Annotated in this window: 13 protein-coding genes; 5 read left to right on the forward strand and 8 right to left on the reverse strand. The window is 50.3% G+C overall.

Annotation, left to right across the window (positions count from 1 at the left end):
* The first annotated feature begins 427 nt into the window (after positions 1-427).
* Positions 428-1,468, forward strand: coding sequence for a proline racemase family protein (locus J4E05_RS20630; RefSeq protein ID WP_349599601.1), 1,041 nt, complete (start codon positions 428-430; stop codon positions 1,466-1,468).
* Positions 1,469-1,537: 69 nt separating this feature from the next.
* On the opposite strand, the gene J4E05_RS20635 is transcribed toward J4E05_RS20630, so the two are convergent.
* The 5 genes from J4E05_RS20635 to J4E05_RS20655 all read right to left on the reverse strand — a co-directional run bounded on the left by J4E05_RS20635 (position 1,538) and on the right by J4E05_RS20655 (position 6,983).
* Complete coding sequence (locus J4E05_RS20635) at positions 1,538-2,218, reverse strand: GntR family transcriptional regulator (protein ID WP_085595183.1); 681 nt, start codon at positions 2,216-2,218, stop codon at positions 1,538-1,540.
* 152 nt (positions 2,219-2,370) lie between these two features.
* Positions 2,371-3,372 (reverse strand): 4-hydroxyproline epimerase, encoded by a 1,002-nt coding sequence (locus tag J4E05_RS20640; RefSeq protein ID WP_349599604.1) that lies wholly within the window; start codon positions 3,370-3,372, stop codon positions 2,371-2,373.
* Between the two features lie 16 nt (positions 3,373-3,388).
* Positions 3,389-4,636, reverse strand: coding sequence for an NAD(P)/FAD-dependent oxidoreductase (locus tag J4E05_RS20645; protein WP_349599607.1), 1,248 nt, complete (start codon positions 4,634-4,636; stop codon positions 3,389-3,391).
* A 110-nt stretch (positions 4,637-4,746) separates the two neighbouring features.
* A complete protein-coding gene (locus J4E05_RS20650; protein WP_349599610.1) occupies positions 4,747-5,643 on the reverse strand; it encodes a dihydrodipicolinate synthase family protein in 897 nt (298 codons plus the stop codon).
* A gap of 170 nt (positions 5,644-5,813) precedes the next feature.
* Positions 5,814-6,983 (reverse strand): glycosyltransferase family 4 protein, encoded by a 1,170-nt coding sequence (locus J4E05_RS20655; protein WP_349599613.1) that lies wholly within the window; start codon positions 6,981-6,983, stop codon positions 5,814-5,816.
* 189 nt (positions 6,984-7,172) lie between these two features.
* On the opposite strand from J4E05_RS20655, the gene J4E05_RS20660 reads away from it, so the two are divergent.
* Entirely contained in the window at positions 7,173-9,335 is a 2,163-nt protein-coding gene (locus J4E05_RS20660) for a bi-domain-containing oxidoreductase (RefSeq protein WP_349599616.1), read from the forward strand.
* On the opposite strand, the gene J4E05_RS20665 is transcribed toward J4E05_RS20660, so the two are convergent.
* Entirely contained in the window at positions 9,317-10,258 is a 942-nt protein-coding gene (locus tag J4E05_RS20665) for an AEC family transporter (protein ID WP_349599618.1), read from the reverse strand. The two genes, J4E05_RS20660 and J4E05_RS20665, sit on opposite strands and share 19 nt — an antisense overlap.
* 157 nt (positions 10,259-10,415) lie before the next feature.
* Positions 10,416-11,909 (reverse strand): glycerol kinase GlpK, encoded by a 1,494-nt coding sequence (glpK, locus tag J4E05_RS20670; RefSeq protein ID WP_349599621.1) that lies wholly within the window; start codon positions 11,907-11,909, stop codon positions 10,416-10,418.
* Positions 11,910-12,159: 250 nt separating this feature from the next.
* On the opposite strand from glpK, the gene J4E05_RS20675 reads away from it, so the two are divergent.
* A complete protein-coding gene (locus J4E05_RS20675) occupies positions 12,160-13,332 on the forward strand; it encodes a UDP-N-acetyl glucosamine 2-epimerase (RefSeq protein ID WP_349599623.1) in 1,173 nt (390 codons plus the stop codon).
* Between the two features lie 68 nt (positions 13,333-13,400).
* Entirely contained in the window at positions 13,401-13,931 is a 531-nt protein-coding gene (locus J4E05_RS20680) for a hypothetical protein (protein ID WP_349599626.1), read from the forward strand.
* Between the two features lie 97 nt (positions 13,932-14,028).
* Here the strand turns inward: J4E05_RS20680 and J4E05_RS20685 are convergent, their stop codons facing one another.
* On the reverse strand, positions 14,029-15,489 hold the full coding sequence (locus J4E05_RS20685) for an NAD-dependent succinate-semialdehyde dehydrogenase (protein WP_349599629.1): 1,461 nt from the start codon (positions 15,487-15,489) through the stop codon (positions 14,029-14,031).
* A gap of 313 nt (positions 15,490-15,802) precedes the next feature.
* Between J4E05_RS20685 and J4E05_RS20690 the strand changes: the two genes are divergently transcribed.
* The gene (locus J4E05_RS20690; RefSeq protein ID WP_349599631.1) at positions 15,803-16,660 is read left to right on the forward strand and encodes an outer membrane lipoprotein-sorting protein; all 858 of its coding nucleotides are present in this window, start codon (positions 15,803-15,805) and stop codon (positions 16,658-16,660) included.
* Positions 16,661-16,788 lie beyond the last annotated feature (128 nt).

Consider the following 16,788-nt stretch of genomic DNA (forward strand, 5'->3'; position numbering starts at 1 on the left):
CAATCAATTGAGGCCAAAACCCCAACAAACCAAAAGGTCCGTCGTCTCCAGGATGCACAGACTGTAGCGCCATAACGCCGCCCGCGCATCCCTTCCTACTGATCAACAATGTCAAAGAACTCCGGGGGAAATCCCCGCCCCGACCAGTCCGCGTCGCCCTAGTTACCAGCGCCGCACCCCGTCGGTGGAGGCGGGTTATAGGCACCATTCCCTCACCTGTAAACACCTTTTTTGCGGAAACCGGTAAAAAATGTAAGGACGCAAAATATTAGCGCGGATATCCATATATATGTCACAAACAACCCCATTCAAGACGGACTGTGCGATTTTTCACCCGACCGGATTTTCATCTTCCTTTACGGATAATCCGGAACACGAAGTTATCGTTCCCTCCTTCGCGGCAATGCGACCTGCTGGAGACTGTTTAATGCCTGATTTATCTGAAAAAGCGGGTTTTCCGAACCGGGAAAACCCAATTGAGGTTATCGATATGCATACCGGTGGCGAGCCTTTGCGCATTATAACCGGCGGCTTTCCGCACCTTATTGGCGACGATATTTTAGCCAAACGACGTTATATGCGCGAAAACTTTGACCATTTACGCCAATTTCTGATGCTTGAACCACGCGGTCACGCAGATATGTATGGCGCCATCCTGGTAGAACCGTCACTGCCAGAGGCCGATATCGCAGTACTGTTTATACATAATGAGGGTTATTCGACCATGTGCGGTCACGCCATCATCGCCCTGGGTCGATATGCCGTGGATTATGGGGTGGTCCCGGTGATTGAACCTGTAACCGTTGTTAATATTGAATGCCCGTGCGGACTGGTGCGAACCGAAGTAAGCGTAAGAAACGGACACAGCCATAGCGTACAATTTTCGTCGGTACCATCATTTCTGTTTGGTCGTGACTATATGCTGAACCTTCCGGATGGAAAACAATTTAGCTGTGACATTGCCTATGGCGGTGCCTTTTATGCCCTGGTCGATGCCCGACAATTTGGTCTGCCGATATTGCCATCAACCATCAATGAGATAATCAGTATTGCCAGACAAATCTGCATAGCGGTAAATCAAGTTGTTAAGCTGGTTCACCCTGACCATAACGATCTGGCATTTTTATACGGGGCCATTTTGACAGATGGAAACGACACCGATGCAAATAAGGCCACCACAAATATATGTGTGTTCGCCAAAGATCAGGTTGATCGTAGCCCAACCGGATCTGGCGTAAGCGCCAGACTGGCAGCTCAATATGCCAGGGGCCAAATCGGCCTGCAACAGCAACGCCAGTTTAACAGTGTCATTGGATCGCAGTTTACAGGGAAAGTAGCCGCCATAACACGATGCGGTGAATTTGACGCGATCATTGCCTGTGTTGGTGGAACAGCGCATTACAGTGGCCAAAGCCGATTTTGGCTGGATGATGGGGACCACATCGGCAAAGGGTTTAAGGTACGCTAAACCAGCACCCGGTAAGTGTAGCTCGCCTTCCTTGACAAACCCGCTTTAGATGTTGATTGGAAACGAAAATCAGCTTTCATTCCCGGCGCGGGCAATGCGCAGGCATTCAATCAGGCTTTTACAAGAATCTGAAATATGTTGATCCAGCAAGGATACCGCAAGGGCAACATTCCCCGCACGACAGGCATCCAGAATATCATGATGTTCACGTTCCGCCTGTTCGGTCGCACCGGACAGGGCAAGCTGCGCACGGGTGAAGCGTACCGTGTTATTTCCAATCGTACGAACAATTTCCAACGTCTTTGGCCGGTTGGACGCCTGATAAAGCCGTTCGTGGAACTGACGGTTTAATTCTCCCCAGCGGGCAATATCACCTGCACGCAAAGCCTCGTCATAGACATCAAGAATTTCCGTGGCAGCACGAATATCCTCTGCGCCCAGGCGTGGAACCGAATGACGCAACAATTCACATTCAAGCAACCGGCGAACTTCAAACAGCTCTTCGATTTCATCAAGTGATAATTGCGCAACAATGGCGCCCTTATGCGGTTGAAAGGTTACCAGTCCTTCGGCATCAAGACGTTGCAGGGCCTCGCGGACGGGAATGCGCGACACATTATATTCAGTCGCGATGGCATCCTGGCGCAATTGGGTTCCAGCCAGAAAATCACCGGACAAAATACGCTCACGTAAATCTTCGGTAACCTGGTCAGTTATCGTCCGTCGGGTAAAGCGGGGGGATGCAACCATATTGTTTTGTGTCTATCTTGTTGCCGTGGCCAGGATGGAAGGTTGCAAGGCACCCTTCCATTTGGATTAGTCATAGCGGCGCGACCGGTATGTGGCAATAAAATTACCAGCTTAACCTGGCCCGACGCACAAATTAATCACCCTGTCACTGCTCATCTAACAATAAAACCATGTGCATATGGGTCTCGGTCATCGATAAAAATGGTATTAAACCCATGAATACGTGCCCACCCCGCAACGGAAGGCACGATCGCCGGGTAATCACCTACCGTTGTATGCTCAACGACCGACGCTTCAAATTGCGATCCGATAATGCTTTCATGCGTAATTTTACCGTCAGCAGGCAAACGCCCCTGTGCAGAAAGCTGCGCCAGACGCGCAGATGTTCCCGTTCCACAAGGTGAGCGGTCAATCCCCTTATCGCCATAAAACACGGCATTGCGATGTGTGCTATTCGGTTGGGTGGGGACACCTGTCCACTGGATATGAGACAACCCGTTAATTTCAGGGTGCAGCGGATGGATAAACGTCTCAATCTCGTTGAGAAGGCGGCGGAGTTCAGGACTGATGCGCTGAAAATCTCCTACAGTGAAATCCGCCATATCACGGAAGTTTTCCTGAGGTTCGACTATGGCATAAAAATTACCCCCATAGGCAATATCGACCTTTATCAAGCCAAGATCGGGACAGTCGACTTCAATCCCTTCTTTATAAAGAAATGACGGAACATTGGTCAGCCGGACATTTTCGACATATTCGCCAATCTGGCTATATTCGGCAATTACAAGCCCCGCAGGCGTATCAAGGCGTAGCACACCGGGTGTTTTCGGTTTAACAAGCCCCTGTTCGATCGCCATGGTAACCGTGCCAATGGTACCATGCCCGCACATGGGCAAACAGCCCGATGTCTCGATAAACAATATAGCAACATCGCAATCATCACGGGTCGGTTCATACAGGATAGATCCTGACATAATGTCATGGCCGCGCGGCTCAAACATTAATCCGGTGCGGATCCAGTCATATTCGGCAAGAAAATGAGCGCGCTTTTCGCGCATATTGGCCCCCGTCAGACGAGGCCCGCCGCCTGCAACGACCCGCACCGGATTACCGCAGGTGTGTCCATCAATACAAAAAAAACTGTGTTTTGCCATGTCTGGCCTACTCCGCTTAAAAACGGTTAATGCGATAAGGGGTCATATCGAGGGTTGCGGGATTGCCCGCCACCAGGTCAGCCAGCAACCGGCCGGTTGTGGCCGCCATGGTCAGGCCAAGATGGCCATGGCCAAATGCGAAAAAGGTATTATCGTGCCGCGAGCTTGAGGAAATAACCGGTTTTGAATCCGGTATGGAAGGGCGAAAACCCATCCATTGCGTGCCACCTTCGTCACGCAAGCCCGGCAATACCTGCTGGCCTTTGGCAAACAGGGCCTTTGCCCGATCATAATTAGGGGCGGCCTTTAAACCGGCAAGTTCAACTGCTCCACCAACCCGAATACCCATCTCCATTGGCGTCAGGACAATGCTGTCATCTGCACTGATCACCATATGATTAAGGGTAACGCCATGATACGGAACCGTTGTGTTATATCCCCGTTCGGTATCAAGCGGAACCTTGTTACCCAGACGAGAGGCCAATTGTTTTGACCACGCCCCACAACAAACCACCACCTTGTCAAAGGTAATATTATCGCCAATTTGATTGATGGCAGCGTGCGGGCGGCCATCACGATAAACAAAGTCCACAATTTCAGCCGTTTCAAATTTTCCGCCACGATCAAGAAACAGCTGATACAGGCCGGTCACAATTTTAAACGGGTCCAAAACACGGCCCCAGTTCTCCTCGATCACACCACACGTGAATATCGGCGCGAGATCTGGCTCCATTTCGTAAATTTGATCGCGCGAAATATCTGTCAGGACGACACCATTTCGGCGGCGCAAATCGATAGAATAGTCCGCAGCACGACGCCCCTGCGCGGTGCGATAAACAGCCAGTGCTCCATCTTTAAAAACCGCGTCCTGTAATTTGGCATCAAGAATTAACGGTGCGTAGTCATCCCAGGCGCAATGGAGCAAAGCAGCCAGTTCCGTGGCAATTTTTTCAACATTGCTCCGCCGGCTCGCGACAAGAAAACGCAACAACCAGGGTAACATTTGCGGCAAATAGGATAACCGCAACGATAGCGGGCCAGTCGGGTCCATCAACCAGCCAGGAACATGACGCAATGTGCCCGGCATCGATATGGGGGCACATTCTGTTGCCGCAATTCCGCCTGCATTGCCAAAGGATGTGCCACGTCCCGGTGCATCCCGGTCAGCCAATGTCACGGCAAAACCTTGTTTTTGCAGGGAAAGGCCAACATTAACCCCGATAATCCCGGCGCCAATAACAAGAACGTGCTGCGGCTCAGACATGATATTTCATCCGTTAAACATGCAAAATGACCCGACAATCCGAAGCCCCGCCGAAATGCGATCACCGTCGCGAAAAAACCGGCAGGGCTTCGTTATTTACAGGCAGGCAATCACACTGACGGGCGTGTGTCGATGGCCTTCCGGATGATTTTGGTAATGGTATCGCGTTCTTCCCCAACCAGCGTTAAACGGGGGGCACGAACATATTCCTTGCCAACGCCGGTCATGGCCTGTGCCAGCTTAATATACTGAACCAGCTTGGCATGAACATCCATGTGAAGAACCGGCGTAAACCAGCGATAAATTGCCAAGGCTTGGTTATATTTCCCTTCGGAAAGAAGTTTCCACAAACCGACCGATTCTTTGGGAAACGCATCGGTGAAACCGGAAATCCAGCCAACGGCACCGAGAACCTGGGTTTCCATAACCAGATCATCCATGCCGCAGAACAGGACAAAACGGTCCCCGCAAGCATTATAGATATCCGTAATGCGGCGTGGATCGCCTGAACTTTCCTTAATCGCAACCAAATTTTTAACATCGGAAAGCTGATTGAATTCTTCAGGTTTAATATCGACGCGATAGGCACCAGGATTGTTGTAAATCATGATCGGCAAGGATGTTTTGGCCGCAACCGCCCGGAAATGCTCAAGATTTTCGCGGGTATCTGCGGTATAAATCATACCGGGCAGCAACATCAGCCCGTCCGCACCCAGTTCTTCGCATTTCTGCGCATAAGTAATAGCAGCCCGGGTTGTGGTTTCGGCCACACCGGACAAAACCGGAATTCGACCTTTGGTGAGATCAACAGCAAGTTTGAGAACGGCAATTTTTTCATCCATCTCAAGTGCGGTATTTTCACCAACCGAGCCCAACATGACCAGGCCGTCAACACCGGCATCAATCAATGATTCGATTTGAGTGGCGGTCATATCATAGTCGATGCTGCCATCTTCAAACATCTGGGTTGCAACGGCGGGAAATACGCCAGTCCAGTTTACCTGCATGATCCAAATTCCTTTTTGTTGATGCGAGATCACACCAAACTGTGAGCCCGCCATTCATTGCCTGACATCACATATCTCATATTTGGATATTGTATACAATCGTAAAAATGCGGCCAATATTTATTGGCTGCCTTCCTTATTTGATAGCGCGGTTGTACGTCCACGTTCGATCAGGAAGTGCCAGCCTCAATTACAGCAAGGGTTTTCTGTACCACAACCGCATCACAAAGCTCTTCCTCAACCATTATACGGGCTTGACGCCCAAGACGATAACGACGGGTATCGTCTTCCATAAGTGCTTCAATGGCATCGGCAAGCGCCTGCTGATCCAGCAAAGGAACAAGCAAGCCGGTTTCATTGTGTTTTACAATTTCCCGGCACCCGGGAACGTCCGTTGCAACCATGGCAAGACCACACGCTGCGGCCTCGAGCAGAGATTTGGGTAAGCCTTCACGCCAGGAGGGTAATACCGCCAAATCAGATTGATTTAACAAAGCTGGAATGTCGCTTCTCCGCCCCAGCCATTCTACCAGTCCCTGTTGCTGCCATTTCTCAAGATCACTTACGGCCGCGCTATCCGGATTTGCAAGGTCGACATCACCGACCAACCAGACACGATAACGACGACCTTTCCTCTGAAGCAGGTCAATAGCGGCAATAAGTTCCCGCAACCCCTTGGACCACAACATGCGCGCCACAAAAATTGCGGTTTTCGGGCTTTGACTTTCATCCTCGCGAACAACAAGCTTGGGAATGTATTTTTGCAAATCAACCCCAGACCCTTTAATCAAAGACAATCGTGCTCCAGAGAAACCGAACTCACTAATTAATGCGTGATCGTCCCGGTTCTGCACAATGACCCCGACAGACGGGAAAAAGGCATAGATACGCAAAATAAATGAAATCACAGCCCGAACGAGGCGGGCTTTGCGATCATTGGAAACAAAAACAAAACCGAGACCGGTGACCATATTGACTGAATGAGAAACACCCGCCAGCAGCCCTGCCAGCACAGACAAAATAACACACTGAATGGCAATATTGACCACGACATCCGGTTTCTCACGTCGCATTATTTTCCATAGCGCACTAATTGTCGCCAGGGACGAAACAGGACTTAACCCGCCTCGTGCTATTTTCAGATCAATCACTCGGAAACCTTCTTCACGAAGGCCAATTGCAGCCTCGTTGGCGCGGCAAGCAATAACAATTTCCCACCCACGCATCTGAGCCGCACGTGCCAGCGCCAGGCGATGCGACACAAAATACCAATCCTCACTACAGACAAACAGCAGCTTTTTACGCTTTTTAGGAATGGTATTAGCGAATAAACGGGTCATTTTAGTTTCCGGACTGTGGCCTGTGCTAGATCATCGAACAAACAGCACATTAGGTTTTAATTTATATGCTGTTGCTACTGACGGTTTATACATCCGTCAATGACAGATCGACCCTCGTAAAACATTATGATTTAATTCAACAATCAAATCACATCCTTTACGGGTGAAACCGGGGGCAGAAATACAGCAATGACAACCATGCGCGCCTTATTACGATTTCCGGGTGAAAAGCGGATATCGGTTGCCGATTGCCCAATTCCGGCCCTGCGCCCGGGGTGCATACTGGTTCAAACCACCCGATCACTAATCAGTAATGGCACCGAAACAACCCAGAACCATGAAACCCGCCTGCCCCTGATTGCCAAGGCATGGCAACGCCCGGACCTGACGGCACAGGTTATTGATAAAATCCGTCGCGACGGGATTACCGCAACCCGCCATGCAGTACAACATCGGCTGGACCGCCCCATTGCAGCAGGTTACGCAAGCTGCGGTATTGTTACCGCCATTGCCGCCGATGTTAAAGGATTTACACTTGGGATGCGGGTAGCATGTGGTGGCATCAACCATGCCTGTCATGCCGAATGGAATGTTGTTCCGCAAAACCTCGCCTGCCCGGTACCATCGGAAGTTACGGAGGACGATGCCGTTTTCACCACGTTGGCCAGCATTGCCTTACACGCGCTGCGACAAGGTGAAACCGGTATCGGTATGACAATTGCCATAATCGGCTGTGGACTGATCGGGCAATTGGCAATTCAACTGGCAAGCTGCGCAGGCGCGCGCACCATCGCGATTGACCCCGATATAACCCGGCGCAACCGAGCAACTGAAAATGGGGCTATCGCCACATTTAATAACGCCAATGCCCTTTCCGACCTCGCACTTGCAACACTTACCCACGATATCGGCTGCGACGCTGTCCTTATTTGCGCCCCGGACCCGAATGGCAAATTGATTGACATTGCAACCCGCCTTTGCCGTGACCGTGCAATTATCATTTGTGTTGGCGATGTCAAAGCCCAGGCAACCCGTAACCTTTTATTTCGCAAGGAAATAACCCTGCGACAGGTTAGGTCCTACGGCCCTGGCCGATATGATGACAACTATGAGCAGGACGGACAGGATTACCCGGTTGGGTATGTACGCTGGACGATAAAACGCAACATGCGCGCGGTTCTTGATCTGATGGCGGATCGTCGCATTACACCACATACATTGATTGACGCCAGACAAACCCTTGAAGAAGCCGCAAAGCCAATATCAACAACCGCCACGCCACTGGCGACTGTAATTTCTTATGAAACAACATCTCACCCACACAACCATATATCGCGGACGATCACAGCCAATACACCTGCGCAGCAAATACCTGAACAATATGCCACAAATCCCATATCCCTTGCTTTGATTGGTGCGGGTAATTTTGCCGGGGCAACCCTGTTGCCGGCATTAAAGTCCATTACTGATGCCAAAATTTCATATGTAATCAGCCCTGATGGTTTGGCCGCGATCGGGGCCTGTCACCGCATTCCAGACGCAAAACCGGGCAGCAATTACGACGAGGTGTTAAACGATCCCGCGCTTGATGCTGTTATTATTGCAACCCGCCACGACAGCCATTGTACCCTTGCCACCCGGGCATTGGAACACGGCAAACATGTGTGGGTAGAAAAACCATTGGCAATAAATATCGCCCAACTGGAAACACTGGAACAAGCAGTGTCCCGGCATCCTGACCGTATTTTAATGGTTGGCCATAACCGCCGTTATGCCCCGTTCACCACGATCATGGACAGTCACCTGCCCGACGGCCCGAAAAATTTTACCTATAATGTTCGTTTATCGCCGTTAACCGCCGGGCATTGGCTTGATCATCCTGCTCAAGGGGGACGCGCAATTGGCGAGGTTAGCCATTTTATCGACGCAATATCTAGACTGGCAAAATCACCCCTGACCGACCTGCAATGTCATTGGATTAACCGTGCCACGGGCGACAGTATTTGGAACATGTTATTTGCCGATAACAGCCACGCCACCCTGCATTATGCGCATGGCGGCACAAAACGGGACGCCAAGGAAACCCTGCACATCACAGCACAAGAAACGACCATCACCCTGACAGACTGGCATCAATTGATAATTGATAAAGCAGGCAAAAAAACAACACATAAAACCGGCAAATTATGGTTAAAGGTGCCGCAAAAAGGCCATGCACAGGCCCTGCAATATTTTATCAACCGCATTCAAAAGGTCGAAAAGCCCTCCACGGAAGGCGGCCACCCAACGGCTGCAGATGACATCAGATTATGCCGCATGATCCTGACAGCGGCTTATGGCACGCCAGCATAAAGAACCAACAATGGCAGTGTGATGACGCTGATGAGCGTGGTAATCAGAATGGTAGTCGCAGAACGATCAATACAAATCTGATAATTCCCGGCCAAAATTGCCACATTGGCTCCGGCAGGCAAGGCCGCCATAAGGGTTACTACGGTTAACCACAACGGCGGTAAATCGAAAATGAAATAAGCGACAGAAAACACCAGAAGCGGCTGAATAAACATTTTGGCACAAGTGCAAATCAGGCTCGCCTTCAAGTTCCCGCGCACACTTTGTCCATATAACCCGCACCCTACCAGCAACAAAGCCACCGTTGGACCGGCGACACGGAAACGTTCAAACGTATTATTAACAATTTCAGGTAGCTTCAATCCGATCAGCGATGCCGCAACACCGGCAATAATGGCAATAATAATTGGATTTTTCAAAACCCGAATCATACTGCTGGCAACATTCGCCAATCGGGTTTCACCCGACGTGCGGCTACCTTCAACCAGAAAAATTGTAATGCCCAAAAGCGTCAACGGATGGATCGCCAAAACGATCAAAAGTGGCACCAGCCCTTCTTCGCCGTAAACAGCCTGCACCAGCGGTATGCCCAGCAACACCACATTGGAAAACACCCCGCCAACAGCGGTAATGGCTGCTTCGTCATTTCTGGCATTCAGGGTAAAGCGCGCTGTAAAATATACCAGCGCATAATTTAACAGCGCACCGCCATAATAGGCCCCCCACAGGCGCAAATCGAAATGAGCGCGGATGTCAGACTGTGAGAGAGTTTGAAACAGCATCGCCGGAATGAAAACATTCATCGCAATCCGTGCAAGAACCGGGATACCCTCGCGCGATAAAATGCGGGTTCGCATCAGTAAATAACCGCACAGGATCGTCAAAAAGACGGGCCCAACCTTACTGAAGATCAAATCCAGCATATATCCCCCAAACGCAACACCAGGCTGCGCATCACCCCGTTTATCAACAGAACATCGTTACTGCTGCACAAATTAAAGGCGACACAGCAACTGTGCCGCCTGATTTTGCAAATATTACAGGGGGTTTTATGTTCTGACCAGTCAGCTTGACGCAACCCTAATCGTCGTCACTGCGCACTCTCTCAACCGCATCCTTCCAACCGGCAAGGGCATGATCTCGCTGGGGTTGCGCCATTTTTGGTGAAAAACGCGCATCAAGCTGCCAACGATTACGGATTTCTTCAAGGTTCGCAAACATCCCAACCTGCAACCCGGCAAGTGATGCCGCCCCCAAAGCTGTTGTTTCGGTAATTTGGGGTCGTTCCACATCAATTGCCAAAATATCGGCCAGATACTGACAAATCCAGTCATTGGCCACCATGCCACCGTCAACCCGCACAGCCTTGGGGGCTACCCCATCGGCAGCCATGGCTTCGAACAGATCAAAGGTTTGATAACAAACACTTTCAAGGGCCGCACGAACAAATTCACGTGGTCCGGTATCGCGGGTTAAACCAAAAATGGCACCGCGCGCATCGGCATCCCAATAAGGCGCACCAAGCCCGGTAAAGGCTGGAACCATATACACGCCACGGTTGTCGGCAATATCCGCCGCCAACCCTTCGGTCTCTGCCGCCGATTTAATAATACCCAGTCCGTCGCGCAACCATTGCACCGCCGCACCGGCAACGAAAATTGCCCCTTCCATCGCATAACTTATCTCGCCATTCAGGCGGTATCCAATGGTGGTTAACAAACGATGTTGCGATGTTACGGCTTCTTTACCGGTATTTAAAATAACAAAACAGCCCGTACCGTAAGTGCTTTTAATCTCGCCAGGGGCAAAGCAGCATTGACCAAAAGCAGCCGCCTGCTGGTCCCCGGCAATGCCGGAAACCGGAATTGCCGCCCCGAACAGGTCGGCATCGGTAACACCAAAATCAGCCGCGCAATCCTTTACATCTGGCAGCATCTGACGAGGTACCCGAAAAATATCACACAGTTCCGTATCCCAACGATCCTCGCGAATATTGTAAAGGTTGGTGCGGGCAGCATTTGTCGCATCCGTTGCGTGCGCCTTTCCGCCCGTTAAGCGCCATAACAAAAAGCTGTCCACCGTGCCAAAGGCCAAATCTCCCTGCTCTGCCCGTGCACGCGCACCGGTTACATGGTCCAGTATCCAGGCAATTTTGGTGGCAGAAAAATACGGGTCAATCAACAGGCCGCTTTTGCCATTAATGTGTTCTTCCAGTTTCGGGTCCTTGTGGCGTAAATCACGACACAGGGCGGCTGTACGGCGATCCTGCCAGACAATAGCGTTATAAACGGGTTTCCCTGTTTTGCGATCCCAGACAATGGTGGTTTCGCGCTGATTGGTAATGCCAATCGCGGCTATGCTATGCACGTCAATATGAGAGATCGCCTCCCGGCAGGTTTCAACCACCGTATCCCATAAATCTTCCGGATCGTGTTCAACCCACCCTGAATTTGGAAAATGTTGGGGAAATTCGCGCTGCGCCACAGCAACCGATTTGCCATCACTGTTAAAAATAATGGCACGCGAACTGGTTGTTCCCTGATCAATGGCAAGGATGTATTTTTTATCTGACATTTCGTTCCTCCCGGTGCGTCAGCCATCAGACATCACGTTGCAGACCGCGCACATTCAGTTTTGGTAAAAGTCAGATAACATCAGCATTAAGTCAAGAAATTTTCATTATCCAACACAAAAACACATTTTGAGTTCGTTGGTGAAAATTTTAAACATTGCCATCTGCCGTCATCACCTGTCGCGATGTTTGACAATTTTAGCAAACTGATCAATCAGTTACAGTTCATGAAGCAGGGAAAAGCCAAATTTTATGATTGTGGATCTGGTTTACGGCACACGACCCAATATCATCAAGGCCGCTGCCCTATATGCCAAATGGCAGGAAACCCGCAATGAATGGCCGTTTGAATTACGCCTGATCGACACCGGCCAACACTGGGATAATACCCTGTCTGCGGCGCAAAGCAGCATTCTTGGCCTGCCTGCCCCCGCCTTCAATTTGCACATTGGCACCCTTCTGGCAAACGCCGATCATAGATCGACAATAGCCCGACCAACCCGGCGCGAGGCAACCATTATTGCGGCAAGGCAGGCTTATGATTCATTACTGATGTCTGCGCCACCAGCCGCCACAATTGCTATTGGCGATGTTAACGGATCGGTTGGCGTCGCACAGGCAGCGCATCAGCATAACATCACGTTATTTCATCTTGAGGCGGGCTTGCGAGGCGGAACCGATGCCAAAGCCGAGGAAGCCAATCGGCATGCGCTTGACCATTTATGTGATTATTTATGGGCACCGGACGAAATTGCAGCAGGCAATTTAACGGCAGAGGACATTCCACAGTCGCGTATCACCGTCACAGGTAACATCATGATTGATGCCCTGTTACGGTTTGCGCCACACAATGAAGAAACAGATACCAAACACCATTCACGGCCCGAATACTTACCCCAAAACGTTGAAATTCCAACCATCCTGGTTACCATTCATCGCGCTGAAAACGTTGACGACCGAGCCCGTTTTATACGTATTGTTCAATCAATCCATGAAATTAGCCAAACCTGCAAAGTCATCTGGCCTTTGCACCCACGCACGAAACAAATGCTGGACCAAGCCAACTTAACATCGCCGCTTGAAGCAATCCCGCCAAACCACATCCAGTTCTTGCCATCCCTGCCATATCCGGCCTTTATGACGCACCTCAATGCTGCTTCTGCGGTCATCACGGATTCCGGCGGAATATTAGAAGAATGTGCGTATCTGGGCAAGCCGGCTGTTATCGTGCGCCCGCAAACCGAACGCGCACACGCCATGGCACATTGCGGATTTCACCATTGCGATCCGGCAAACATCGTCACCAACCTTAAGCAGGCATTATCCCGCACCCCTGCCCTTTTTCGCCCCAAAGGATGGGATGGCAAGGCTGCAAACCGCATGTTGCATGATTTATCAAAAAGACTGCAAAACCTGCCTGTCTAACCGGCACATAAATTGCTTATTTAATTACTAATTCAACCATGTATGGCAATTTTTACCGGGATAAAGCCATGTCTGCATTTCAATCTGTCTCAGGACTAATCGGCACACAGAACCAGAATACCAATAACTCTGCCAAAGGAATTATCGCATCGAGCAGCACCGGATACAGCACAAAATCCGATGACACCGGACATTCCGCCGAGGTCGAGTATATCCGGGAACATGGCTTTACGGCCTATGTGAAGGAAATCGAAGAACAAAAAATAAAGGAAATGCGCGACAAGATTTTACAATCGATGGGCCTGGACGAGGAAAAACTTGCCGCCATGCCCGCCGATCAGCGTGCCGCCATCGAAACTGCTATTACCGAACGCATCCAGCAACAACTAAACGTTGGCACAATTGCCAACCAGTCCGACGAAGACGACGATAAATCGGGCATGAAAAAGCAGGACCAAAACCTGGCCCAAATGTCATTTGATCCGAAAATGTATGCAGTTCTAACCATGATGCAGGAACAGGACCAGTGCAGCGCGGCACAAATGGAAAACCAGCCTGTTGATGCGAACAAACCCGCACTTAAAACCGGCACCTGGTGACACGGCCCTGACCCCGAATATTAAAACAGATAAAAGGCCCAAACGACGTTACCGTCCGGGCCTTTTATTATGTGAAATCCGGCCAACTGGTCAACAATCAGGCGTCAAGACCACCCATGCAGACATATTTGGTTTCAAGATAATCTTCCATGCCGTATTTGGAGCCTTCACGCCCGTTCCCGGACTGTTTATAGCCGCCAAATGGTGCAACTTCGGTTGAAATCACACCCGCATTCACACCGACAAGACCACTTTCAAGCCCTTCGGCCATTTTCCAAATCCGGCCAATGTCGCGGGAATAAAAATACGACGCGAGGCCAAACTCGGTATCGTTCGCCATTTCAAGCACTTCATCATCGGTTTTAAACCGGATCAACGGTGCCATTGGGCCAAAGGTTTCTTCACCAAAAACCTGCATGTCGCGGGTGGCATCCACAATTACGGTTGGCTCAAAAAAGGTCCCGCCCTTTTCATGGCGTTTACCGCCCGTCAGAACACGCCCACCTTTTTCAAGCGCATCCTTAACGTGGCTTTCCACCTTCTGAACGGCCTTTTCCGTAATCAGCGGCCCAATTTCAACACCATCTTCGGTGCCATTGCCAACTTTAAGCTGGCTAACTTTTGCCGCCAGTTTTTCAGCAAAGGCATCATACACGGCATCATGTACAAAAATGCGGTTGGCACAAACGCAGGTCTGCCCGGTATTGCGATATTTCGATGCCATTGCCCCTTCGACAGCAGCATCGAGGTCGGCATCTTCACACACAATAAACGGTGCATTGCCACCCAGTTCAAGACTGACTTTTTTGATGGTGTCCGCACACTGGCGCATCAACAACCGACCAACTGGCGTCGAGCCGGTAAAGGTCAGTTTACGGACAATATTGCTTTCCGTCATTTCCAGGCCAATTTCCTTGGCATCGCCCGTAACAATCGAAAGCAGTCCCTTGGGCACCCCGGCCCGTTCAGCCAACACCGCCATTGCCAATGCCGAATATGGCGTTTCAGAAGCCGGCTTAACCACCATCGAACACCCGACGGCCAATGCAGGTGCAGCCTTACGTGTGATCATGGCAGTTGGGAAATTCCACGGTGTGATGGCCGCGCACACACCAACAGGTTCCTTTAACACGACAATGCGTTTATCGGCGGCAAAAGTCGGGATTACATCGCCGTAAACTCTTTTGGCTTCTTCGGCAAACCATTGCAGAAACGAAGAACCATAGGCAATTTCACCGCGCGCTTCATTAATCGGCTTGCCCTGCTCGGCGGTCATTAATTGAGCCAGATCTTCCTGATTTTCCATCATCAGGTCGTACCATTTCATCAAAACGCCGGCACGGTCCTTGGCGGTACGTTTCTTCCACAATTTCTGGGCTTTTTCTGCCGCCTCAATCGCCTGTTTGACGATATCACGCCCCAAAACAGGAATGGTTCCCAACTTTTCCCCTGTGGCGGGGTTGGTAACATCTTCGGTTTTGCCATCAGCAGCATCTATCCACTCACCAGCGACATAAGCCTGTTGACGAAACAACGACGGATCCTTGAGCGAAACCATGTTTCCTCCTGATATTTTGAAAAATCAGAGCACGAAACGGCCCTATTTGATGATCGATATGTGACGCGGTTTTAACCGGCTTTGCAACCCAAATTGCACCGATCATGCTGAAAATACATATCGCTAAAACGCTACAGGCCAGGCCCGGTTCCAGAAACAGCCCAAAATAGCCGAACACATCACGGCAATACGTCACCCCGCACCAATAACCATATCGCGTATTACCGTCCCCCACATCCGCCTCTAGAGGTAGAAAAAGGAACTAAAACATGTTAACCATTGGGAAATATGGGGATTTTGGGGATACCGGAACATGAATTTCAGCCAGTCGCGTAGATGGGCAGCACCACTGCTTGCCTTTGCACTTTTATTTATTGCAATCAACAATGCCAACGCCGACGAAATGACAGGGCGGCAAATTCTGGACGAAGTTTCATCACGCCATGATCGGCCCTATGAAACAGAAAACCAGACCATGACCCTGATCGATAATCGCGGGAACACCGAAGAACGTACATTACGCCGCTACGCCCGCGAGTGGGACAATGGGCTTTATCGTTATTTACTGGTTTTTGATCAACCAGCCGGAGTTCGCGGGGTTGCTTTGTTAACCTGGCAAAACCGTGGCGCAAGTGATGATCAATGGATCCACCTTCCCGCCTATGGCCGCGAAATGAAACGATCTGCCGATGGTGGAAAACGCAACTATTTTATGGGCACCGATTTTGCGTTCGAGGATATGACATCGGAAGATCGTGACAAATTCAAATATGAACGCCAGCCTGATGAGACCGCCGAACTGAAAAATCAGGACGGAACAGTAATTGATACCATCGACAGTTACGTCGTAGATGCCTACCCTAAAGACAAGGAACTGGCCGCTGAAACGGGCTATAAGTACCGTCGTCTTTATATCAGCAAGGACCGTTTTTATATTCGCCGCATCGATTTTTACGACCGTCGCGGTCGTTTCCTGAAAAACCAGTACGCCTGGGACATGGAACAAATCGAGGGCGACACATGGCGTGCCAACACCGTACTAATGGATAACGCCAGGGAAAAACACCAAACGCTGGTTCATATTCAAAACCGCGATCTGTCAGAAGATGCTGTACCGGAACGTATGTTTGAACAACGCTGGGTCACAAGCGGCCGCCATTTACGCCAATAAACACATACCCACGTCAATAAATACGTAATGGTTACAAACACCAGGGGCTTTGTGACCATTACTTGCCGGCCGTGTTCGTATCGATACCAATCCGGCCATTTTTCCTATCAAACAAAATGACATGTGCT

Origin of the sequence: Thalassospira sp. NFXS8 (assembly GCF_040148805.1) — a bacterium.
Classification (GTDB): Bacteria; Pseudomonadota; Alphaproteobacteria; order Rhodospirillales; family Thalassospiraceae; genus Thalassospira.

Bases quoted from the DNA above. Each gene is read 5' to 3' on its own strand.
- J4E05_RS20630 (WP_349599601.1), top strand. From the start codon at position 428: ATGCCTGATTTATCTGAAAAAGCGGGTTTTCCGAACCGGGAAAACCCA.
- J4E05_RS20635 (WP_085595183.1), bottom strand. From the start codon at position 2,218: ATGGTTGCATCCCCCCGCTTTACCCGACGGACGATAACTGACCAGGTT.
- J4E05_RS20640 (WP_349599604.1), bottom strand. From the start codon at position 3,372: ATGGCAAAACACAGTTTTTTTTGTATTGATGGACACACCTGCGGTAAT.
- J4E05_RS20645 (WP_349599607.1), bottom strand. From the start codon at position 4,636: ATGTCTGAGCCGCAGCACGTTCTTGTTATTGGCGCCGGGATTATCGGG.
- J4E05_RS20650 (WP_349599610.1), bottom strand. From the start codon at position 5,643: ATGCAGGTAAACTGGACTGGCGTATTTCCCGCCGTTGCAACCCAGATG.
- J4E05_RS20655 (WP_349599613.1), bottom strand. From the start codon at position 6,983: ATGACCCGTTTATTCGCTAATACCATTCCTAAAAAGCGTAAAAAGCTG.
- J4E05_RS20660 (WP_349599616.1), top strand. From the start codon at position 7,173: ATGACAACCATGCGCGCCTTATTACGATTTCCGGGTGAAAAGCGGATA.
- J4E05_RS20665 (WP_349599618.1), bottom strand. From the start codon at position 10,258: ATGCTGGATTTGATCTTCAGTAAGGTTGGGCCCGTCTTTTTGACGATC.
- glpK (WP_349599621.1), bottom strand. From the start codon at position 11,909: ATGTCAGATAAAAAATACATCCTTGCCATTGATCAGGGAACAACCAGT.
- J4E05_RS20675 (WP_349599623.1), top strand. From the start codon at position 12,160: ATGATTGTGGATCTGGTTTACGGCACACGACCCAATATCATCAAGGCC.
- J4E05_RS20680 (WP_349599626.1), top strand. From the start codon at position 13,401: ATGTCTGCATTTCAATCTGTCTCAGGACTAATCGGCACACAGAACCAG.
- J4E05_RS20685 (WP_349599629.1), bottom strand. From the start codon at position 15,489: ATGGTTTCGCTCAAGGATCCGTCGTTGTTTCGTCAACAGGCTTATGTC.
- J4E05_RS20690 (WP_349599631.1), top strand. From the start codon at position 15,803: ATGAATTTCAGCCAGTCGCGTAGATGGGCAGCACCACTGCTTGCCTTT.